9 protein-coding genes are annotated in these 8,608 nt (G+C 63.0%); 4 read left to right on the top strand and 5 right to left on the bottom strand.

The genetic code is table 11. The annotated features are described in order from the left end of the window. Together uvrA and VKP01_RS05400 are read left to right on the top strand one after the other, a co-directional pair. On the top strand, nucleotides 1–1,816 hold a 1,816-nt coding region (uvrA, locus tag VKP01_RS05395), incomplete at its 5' end, for an excinuclease ABC subunit UvrA (protein WP_324411007.1). Nucleotides 1,817–2,015: 199 nt separating this feature from the next. Further along, nucleotides 2,016–2,171, top strand: coding sequence for a DUF1127 domain-containing protein (locus tag VKP01_RS05400; protein ID WP_074445485.1), 156 nt, complete (start codon nucleotides 2,016–2,018; stop codon nucleotides 2,169–2,171). A 291-nt stretch (nucleotides 2,172–2,462) separates the two neighbouring features. On the opposite strand, the gene VKP01_RS05405 is transcribed toward VKP01_RS05400, so the two are convergent. Further along, nucleotides 2,463–3,566, bottom strand: coding sequence for a TRAP transporter substrate-binding protein (locus VKP01_RS05405; protein ID WP_324411009.1), 1,104 nt, complete (start codon nucleotides 3,564–3,566; stop codon nucleotides 2,463–2,465). Between the two features lie 343 nt (nucleotides 3,567–3,909). Here VKP01_RS05405 and VKP01_RS05410 point away from each other — a divergent pair, with 343 nt between their 5' ends. Continuing rightward, nucleotides 3,910–4,398: a PAS domain-containing protein gene (locus tag VKP01_RS05410; RefSeq protein ID WP_324411011.1), complete on the top strand. Its 489-nt coding sequence runs from the start codon at nucleotides 3,910–3,912 to the stop codon at nucleotides 4,396–4,398. A gap of 22 nt (nucleotides 4,399–4,420) precedes the next feature. Here the strand turns inward: VKP01_RS05410 and VKP01_RS05415 are convergent, their stop codons facing one another. The 4 genes from VKP01_RS05415 to VKP01_RS05430 form a co-directional block, all read right to left on the bottom strand. Then, a complete protein-coding gene (locus VKP01_RS05415; RefSeq protein ID WP_324411013.1) occupies nucleotides 4,421–4,753 on the bottom strand; it encodes an antibiotic biosynthesis monooxygenase in 333 nt (110 codons plus the stop codon). Between the two features lie 58 nt (nucleotides 4,754–4,811). After that, on the bottom strand, nucleotides 4,812–5,870 hold the full coding sequence (locus tag VKP01_RS05420) for an AbrB family transcriptional regulator (RefSeq protein WP_324411015.1): 1,059 nt from the start codon (nucleotides 5,868–5,870) through the stop codon (nucleotides 4,812–4,814). A gap of 268 nt (nucleotides 5,871–6,138) precedes the next feature. Continuing rightward, nucleotides 6,139–6,864: a helix-turn-helix domain-containing protein gene (locus tag VKP01_RS05425; RefSeq protein WP_324411017.1), complete on the bottom strand. Its 726-nt coding sequence runs from the start codon at nucleotides 6,862–6,864 to the stop codon at nucleotides 6,139–6,141. Between the two features lie 223 nt (nucleotides 6,865–7,087). Continuing rightward, complete coding sequence (locus tag VKP01_RS05430) at nucleotides 7,088–7,429, bottom strand: response regulator (RefSeq protein ID WP_238947228.1); 342 nt, start codon at nucleotides 7,427–7,429, stop codon at nucleotides 7,088–7,090. A 565-nt stretch (nucleotides 7,430–7,994) separates the two neighbouring features. Between VKP01_RS05430 and VKP01_RS05435 the strand changes: the two genes are divergently transcribed. Continuing rightward, on the top strand, nucleotides 7,995–8,608 hold a 614-nt coding region (locus VKP01_RS05435; protein ID WP_324411021.1), incomplete at its 3' end, for an MFS transporter.

Below are 8,608 nucleotides of genomic sequence, written 5' to 3' on the forward strand. Positions count from 1 at the left end.
CTATGGCTCCGGCGGCGACGTGATCCGCTTTGCCTATGATGACGGCCTGCGCTCCTACGAGGTGCGCAAACCCTTCGAGGGCGTCGTCACCAATCTGGAGCGGCGCTATCGCGAGACCGAGAGCGACTGGTCGCGCGACGAGATCAGCCGGTACATGGCGGCGACCCCCTGCGCGGCCTGCGGCGGCAAGCGGCTCAAGCCCGAAGCGCTCGCGGTCAAGATCGACGCCAGCGATATCGGCGACGTCACCCGCCTGTCGGTGCGCGAGGCGCATGCCTGGTTCACCGCCCTCCCCGAACGTCTCGACGCCAAACAGAACGAGATCGCCGCGCGTATCCTCAAGGAGATCATCGAGCGGCTGCGCTTCCTGCTCGATGTCGGCCTCGAATATCTCACGCTCGCGCGCGCCTCCGGCACGTTGTCGGGCGGCGAGAGCCAGCGCATCCGCCTCGCCTCACAGATCGGCTCGGGGCTGACCGGCGTGCTATACGTGCTCGACGAGCCCTCCATCGGCTTGCATCAGCGCGACAACGAGCGCCTGCTCGGGACGCTCAAGCGCCTGCGCGATCTGGGCAATACCGTCATCGTCGTCGAGCATGACGAGGATGCGATTCTGCAGGCGGATTACGTGGTTGATGTCGGCCCCGGCGCCGGCATCCATGGCGGCGCGATCGTCTCCCAGGGCCTGCCATCCCGGATAATGGCCGATCCGGCCTCGCTCACAGGCAAGTATCTCACCGGCGAGATGGCCGTGCGCATGCCGGCGAAACGCCGCAAGCCGATGAAGAGCCGGATGCTGAGCCTCATCGGCGCGCGTGGCAACAATCTCAAGGATGTCACCGCGGATATTCCGCTGGGCACCTTCACCTGCATTACCGGCGTTTCCGGTGGCGGCAAATCGACCCTCGTGATCGACACGCTCTACAAGGCGATCGCGCGCAAGCTCAATGGGGCGAGCGAGAACCCGGCGCTGCATGATCGCATTGAGGGGCTGGAGCATCTCGACAAGGTGATCGATATCGACCAGTCACCGATCGGGCGCACGCCGCGCTCCAACCCGGCCACCTATACCGGCGCCTTCACGCCGATCCGCGAATGGTTCGCGAACCTGCCCGAGGCGAAGACGCGCGGCTACCAGCCGGGGCGGTTTTCGTTCAACGTCAAGGGCGGGCGCTGCGAGGCCTGCCAGGGCGACGGCGTCATCAAGATCGAGATGCACTTCCTGCCGGACGTCTATGTCACCTGCGATGTCTGCAAGGGCAAGCGCTATGATCGCGAGACGCTGGAGGTCAAATACCGCAACAAATCCATCGCCGATGTCCTCGACATGACGGTGGAGGAAGCACGCGACCTGTTCAAGGCGGTACCCTCGATACGCGACAAGATGGAGACGCTGGCGCGGGTGGGGCTCGACTACGTCAAGGTCGGCCAGCAGGCAACCACGCTCTCGGGCGGCGAGGCGCAAAGGGTGAAACTCTCGAAGGAATTGTCCAAGCGCGCCACCGGGCGCACGCTCTACATTCTTGACGAGCCGACCACCGGCCTGCACTTCCACGATGTCGCCAAGCTGCTGGAAGTACTGCATGAACTGGTCGAGCAGGGCAACACGGTCGTGGTGATCGAGCATAATCTCGAGGTCATCAAGACCGCAGACTGGATCATCGACATGGGTCCGGAAGGTGGCGATGGCGGAGGCATGATCGTGACGCAGGGCACACCCGAGCAGGTCGCAGCCTGCGACGAGAGCTATACCGGCCAATTCCTACGCGATGTACTCGCCCGCAGACCGCCTAAAACGCGGGCTGCCGCAGAATGAGGCAGATTTACCAGTGTGACGGCATTGTGACCGGGGAATCAATTGCGGCGGGCTGATGGCGCCGGCTTGAGAGCATCATGCACCTCATGCATGGCTGAGGCGCTGAAACAACCATGGTCTTTTCCTCTGACATCGCCATATTGCGATGAAACAGGGCAGCGCATCTGCGCCCGAAGGAATTGATCGAGGAGTACCGCACATGTTCATCACCTATTTGCTCGAACGCTATCGGGCCTGGCTGCGTTACCGCCAGACGCTGAACGAGCTCAGCCGCCTGAGCGAACGCGAGCTCGCCGATGTTGGCTTGAATCGCTACGACATCGACACGACGGCGCGCCGCTACGCGGAGATCTGACGCTTCGCGGGAAACCGTGCGCAGCAGGTCGCTTCGTGATTAAACGCCTGTGCAATGACCAGAAATAAATCAGGGCCGGCATTGATGCCGGCCCTTTCTTTCGGGCGTATGCCCAACGAAAAGAGGCAGCAGCTGGTGCTGCTGCCTCCTCCTTCAGGATCGCTATCGCATCATTCCGTCAGGTAGATACCGGTTGACGGGAAAATCATGTGTCAATCAACGACCTGGAGCGCCGGCCTGACCCCGTCAGGCCGGCGCTCGAATTGCGCATTGACGATCACACAGCCACGATCACTCGGAAGGCTGCGAGAAGCGATAATCGAGCGCCCGCGCCTGTGCCATCGCACCCTCGGCAACCGAAGCCCAGTCAGTCGCCTGCGCACGGAAGCGCAGAATGCTGTCATAGACACGGCGGCTGAGCGGATCTGCATTGGCGCGCTGATCCAGCACGTCAGCGGAGAGCTCGGCCAAGGAGACCAGGATTTCGTCATTGAAGCGACGCAGCTCGACATTATGCTCGGTCACCATGGTGTTGAGCGCGTCGTTGTTGTTCGCCATGAACTCGGAGAGCACGTAATCGTTGGCATAAGCGTTTGCCGCCTCGACGATCGCCTTCTCTTCGTCCGTGAACGAATTCCAGACATCGAGATTGATGAAGTTGTCGAGGCCCGTGCCCGGCTCCTGCCAGCCCGGATACATGTAGTACCAGCCCGAACGATGCATGCCGAGAGCCAGGTCATTGTATGGACCAACCCACTCGGCTGCATCCAGCGCACCGGACGCCATGGCAGGCGGGATTTCACCACCCGGCAGGTTCACCACCGAAGCGCCGGCAGCCGCGCTGACCTCGCCGCCGAGACCTGGCAGGCGCAGGCGCAGACCGCGATAATCCTCGATGCTCTGCATTTCACGCGAGAACCAGCCACCCATCTGGTTGCCGGTATTGCCCGAAAGAAATACCTTGCAGCCCATCTGCGCATACGCTTCGTCAGCGAGTTCCTGGCCACCGCCGAAACGGAACCACGCATTTGTCTCGGCCGCATTGAAGCCGAACGGAATCACGCCGAGGAACTCGGTCGCGGGGACCTTGCCCTTCCAGTAGTAGAAGGCGCCGTGACCCATATCGAGCGTACCGGCCTCGACAGCGTCGATCGTCTCGAAAGGCGGTACCACTTCACCACCGCCGAGCACTTCGATCTCGATCGCACCGCTGGACAATCTGTTGATCATTTCCGCGAGCACGTTCGCGCCGGTACCCAGGCCCGGGAAGTTGCGCGGCCATGTCGTCTGCATGCGCAGGCGCTTCACGCCCTGCGCGATCGCAGGCGTGGCCAGCGTCGAGGCCGCAGCGACACCACCAAAGGCCGCACCTTTCAGAAATTGACGACGTTCCATTCTAAACCCTCCGTTTTCTTTTGCGTCCCGCCCCGATTCATTTTTTCTGCCCAGACCAACGCATGCGGAATGAAGCGCGCGAACCGTTGCGAGAGCTGGCAGACCATAATCAGACCATGCAGGAAAGACAACATGGATCAGGCAATTTCCCACCCAACCAACACGCTGAAATTGCCCAAAAATTGAGCGCTACGGCCACGGCCACAAAATTGGTGAACCATTTGAAAAGGTGTATCAGATATTCGGGGAACCATTCTTATGCCATCTTCACTAGGGATGCCGTAACGTCGCTAATTGAGTTCCGAAATCGCCATCTGGTTGAACTCGCCTGGAGGGGAATATCATGACTGTTGTGGAGCATGTCAGCCGCTTTGCTGAAGACCTGAATACGACCGTTCTGGTCACTGATACGGATTTCTCCGCTGCCGGACCGAAAATCCTCTATGCCAACCCTGCGGTAGAAGCACTTACCGGCCATCCGCGTGAGAGCGTTATCGGGCGCTCGCCGAAAATTCTGCAGGGAAAAGCCACCAGCCCCTTCACCCGCAAGGCCATGAGCGCCGCCTTGCGTGCCGGGCGCCCGTTTCATACCTGCGTCACGAATTACCGCGCCGACGGCTCACCCTATCTGTGCGAACTCGACATCCGCCCGCTGCGCAATGCCGATGGCGAGATCGAGGCCTACATTTCCTTCGAGCGGGAAGTCGAACGCCGCCGCGTGCGCGCACGGCCCGGTGAGAACGCGCGGTATCGCCCCGTCGATCCGGGCCTCGAGGACGAGGGGCGCAACCAGCTTGCGGGCCTCGAAGTGTTCAGCACGCCCCTCGACTGAGATCCGCTCCCTGCGGCGAAGATCACCTCTCTGGGCCAATCGGCTGACCCTCGGCCAGAATCGTCGTGAAACCCTCGAATTCCGGTGGCCCGAGATAGAGATCACGATTCTGTCCGGCGTTCCGGTGCGAATCCCGGAACTGCTCCGAGCGCGTCCAGGACAGAAAGCTCGCCTCGTCGGCCCACAGGCTGTGCGAGGCATAGAGCACATGATCCTCACGCTCGGGGCCGCGCAGCAGATGGAAGGCGATGAAGCCCGGCATCTCGTCGAGCCGGGTGCGGCGCCCGCGCCAGACCTCCTCGAAAGCCTCGGCGCGATCCCTGACCACCTTGAACCGGTTCATCGCCACATACATGCGCTCTTTCCTCGCTCGTCCATGATCGCTGAACTATGCCGCCCCACGCGGCACGATTTCAAGGCGGAGAATCGCGGCGGAACAGCACCGGCAGCGCCATGCCGATCCCGATGAAGCGAACCGTGTGATGCACCCCGACATAGAGCGGGTCGACCCCCAGCACGAGCGCGAGGACGATCATCGCCTCGAGCCCGCCGGGGGCGAAGGCGACGAGCGCCTCACCCGCCCCTACGCCGACGAGTAAGACCGTCGCGAGGGCGAATCCGGCGGAAATGACGAGGCCGATGGCGAAGACGCCGAAAGCTGCGCCGAACAACGGCAGGAAAGAGCGACGCTCCAGCGTCGTGAAGCGCTCGCCGATGAACACCCCGATCACGACGAATGCCGCAGTCGCGATTTCCGGCGGCACCACACCGGGTGCGATCTCGGTAACATGCAGCAGCGCCGAAGCCAGCGTTGCGCCCAGGAGAAGCGGCGCCGCGACGCCCAGTCGCCGGAAGATCAGCCCGACGACGAGCCCGGCGGTAACCATGAGCGCAAAGGCGCCCGGCCCCGCGATCTGCTCGCCAGCCCCGACCAGGGCCCGCGGATCGCCATCGCTGGTCAGCGAAACCGGAAACGGCAGGAGCGCAACGAGCACCAGCAGACGGAAGGATTGCACGATGGCGATCGGCGCGAGATTCGCCTTGCGTTCGACGGCTACCGCCAGAACCGCCGTCAGCGCCCCGGGAAGTGAGGCCAGCATCGCATCATCGCGACGCCAGCCGTAAACGCGGATCAGAAACAGGCTGCAGGTGAGGGTCACGCAAACGACTGCAAGAAGGAGGGCGAGCAGGCTCAGCGGATAGGCGCCGATCGTGGCGAGCGCCGCCGGCGTGATTCCCGCTCCCATGACCACGCCGGCAAGGATCATCGCCCCCTCGATCAGCGGCTGCGGCAAACGTGCCTCTTCAGCCATGCCGGAGGGCAGGATCACGCCCCAGACGATCGTGCCGACAATGGCGCCGGAAAGCCATCCCGCAGGGATGCCGAGACTGTGGAACAGGCCACCGAAGGCGATTGCTGCCACGAGTTGACCGATCGAAAGTGCGGCGCGGCGAAAAAAATGGGTGGTCACAATTCTGCTGCGCCTTGCGATCGATCAATGAGGCTCTCGCGCCATGCGCTAAAAAGGTGCTCACGGCGGAACGCTACCTGGCGACAGACCGCCGTGAGCGCCCGGCGTGATCTCGGGGGAGTCGCGTCGGGCGCTCTACTTATCCCGCTTTACAGCACAAAAGAAAAGACCGCCTCTTGCGAAGCGGTCTCGAAAGCAGCGAAAAATCAAAGGGGCGAAAAAAACACCGAGCACGCCCGCTCCATCCTCGTCGTCGAAGTGCCGGGGTTCAATGCGAACCGGTGAGCCGGCAAAGCTGACAGACGCTGGGAATCGCGACGCGGTCCTGCCGATCATAAGCGATCGTGCCGGCCCTGCGCAGGGCGGAGAAGGCGCGGCTGACGGTCTCGATGGTCAGACCCAGATAATCCGCGATTTCCTGGCGCGTCATGGCGAGATCGACATGCGTCTCGTCGCAGCCGCCGAGCGGGCCGCTACAGGCATGACCGCCACGTCCGGGCACGAGCCGCATGATGAAGGTTGCCACCCGCTCCTGCGCGGATTTGCGCCCCAGCAGCAAGGCGTGATCGTGCAGAGCGCAGAGCTGGGCGCGCAGACGGGAGAAGATCCGGTCGCGCAACGCGGTATCCTCGTCCACGCGCCGCTTTTCGTAGATCGCGACGCGCGCCTTGGTCAACGTCTCCGCGCCGACATCGGAAACACCGTTGGGCGCGAGGCCGAACACGTCGCCGACACCGAGCACCTCGATGATCTGGCGGCGCCCGTCGGGCAGCAGCTTGAAAAGCAGGACGCCGCCTTCGACGACCTCATAAACATTGGTCGTCTCGTCGCCCTCATCGACAATCAGCGAGCGCGGCGGGTAGGAGGCCACACGGGCTTCCGCAGCGCGCGGCGCCTTGAGATCAGCCTCGAAGGAGATCTGCCAGCCTGCATCGAATTTGGTATTGCTGAAGCCGCCGGTTTCGGCGTCCTGACGGGAAATAATCGCATCCATGGCGTCGTCCTCGAAATCGCCCGGGGGAACGGAGCGGTGATGCGCCCTGTCTAGATTGGCCCTATCACGGACGCATCGGTGTTTGCCCTTAAGCAGTGCCACGATGGGGAAAGCACGGAGGCTCGATGTAGCGCAAATAGCTGTTTCTAACCAGCCATTTGGGCCGCGCACTGGCGCGCCAGCAGAAGTCGGGATGCGCGTTGATTCAGCGCAAAATCCGCAATCAGAGAAGTGCCGAGATCGCTTCCGGTGCCAGCGGCTTGCGCATAAGCTGCAGGTCTGCGGGAAGGCGACGCAGCATCAAGTCGATATCGATTCGCGGACGTCCCGTGATCGCCACCACGCGCGGCGGCTCCGGCAGGCGACCGAGCCAGTCGATCACGTCAGCACCGCCGATCCCCGGCAAGCCAAGATCGACGAAGACGAGATCGCCTCCCTTCGGTGAGCAGCCGTTCATGAACGCTTCGCCATCGGCATAGGCGAGGACCTTGTGGCCCTGCCCGCTGACGAGTTCGATCAACGCGTCCCGAACACCGTAATCGTCTTCTACGATATGTATGCGCACACTCTTCTCGTCTCAGGTTCAAGGGGGGAACCGCGTCAACAGACATGAAGATTTGTGCAGAAGGCCCGACGGTCAATAAGGACTTGCCCTCACGGAAGCGCAAAGTCCTTTTGTTTCAATGCGTATATAGGCAGTTACCCGGGGGTGCGGTTGCGCCGCTTCGGCAGCCCGCCATCGCACCCAGGCTTCGGATTTCAGTGTCACACCTTACCCGAGCGACCGGCGCGGCGCCCGATTCGCCTGGTCCGTATCCGACGGCGCAGAGCCCGGGCAGGCCTCCGGGTTCGCCAACCACACGTGCATCCTCGACCGCAAAGGCCTGCCTGACAACGCGCGCATCAGGCCGCAATCGTCACGCTGCGCGCGAAGACCACGCCGTGCACGGTCGCGCTTGCTCCGGGCCCGGCGCATGAAGGCGAAAGCCCGCGACGATCATCAACACCTCCCGCCCTCCTCTACCCCCGTAGATTGCCGCGCTACCGTCACTCCGTGCTATACGGGTTCACATCCTGCCGACGGCCCTGCGCCGAACCCGCCCAGCCATTCCCGCAACTGATTGTCCAGCATGCCGCGCTCGAAACTGCCGCCCTCCCCCGCCTTGCGGCTATCAGCCCTGAGCGCGGCGATCTTCGCCGGAATCGGCATCTACATGCCGTTCTTTCCGGTCTGGCTCGAATCACGGGATATCTCACCGGCGGCGATCGGCATCATCGTGGCGCTGCCGCTTGTCGTGCGTATCATCGCGACGACGCCGCTGCTGGCGCTCACGGAAAAAGGTATCGAGGCGCGCCGGCTCCTGATGCTGGCGCAACTCGCTCTCGCCCTGCTCTACATGATCCTGCTCGGGCTGGAGGGCGCACTCGCGATCGGATTCGTCGTCATCCTGGTCGCACTCGCACAGGCACCGCTCGCCCCAACCTCCGAACTTCTCACCACGGATGCCGTTCGGGCGGATGCGCGGCTTGATTACGGCCGGATCCGCCTTTGGGGCTCGCTCGCCTTTCTCGCCAGCAACGTCGGGGCCGGTTACCTTCTGGAGCGGGCACCGGCTGATGCCGCAATCATCGCGCTTGTGGGAATCGCGCTGATCGCCGCCGTCGTCTCACGGGCCGCACCGCAGCGGATCAGCGAAGCGCCGACGGCGGATGCCGAGGGCAGGCTTCCCGCATTGCCGGCAGG

Source organism: Saliniramus sp. (genome assembly GCF_035311605.1).
Lineage (GTDB): Bacteria > Pseudomonadota > Alphaproteobacteria > Rhizobiales > Beijerinckiaceae > Saliniramus.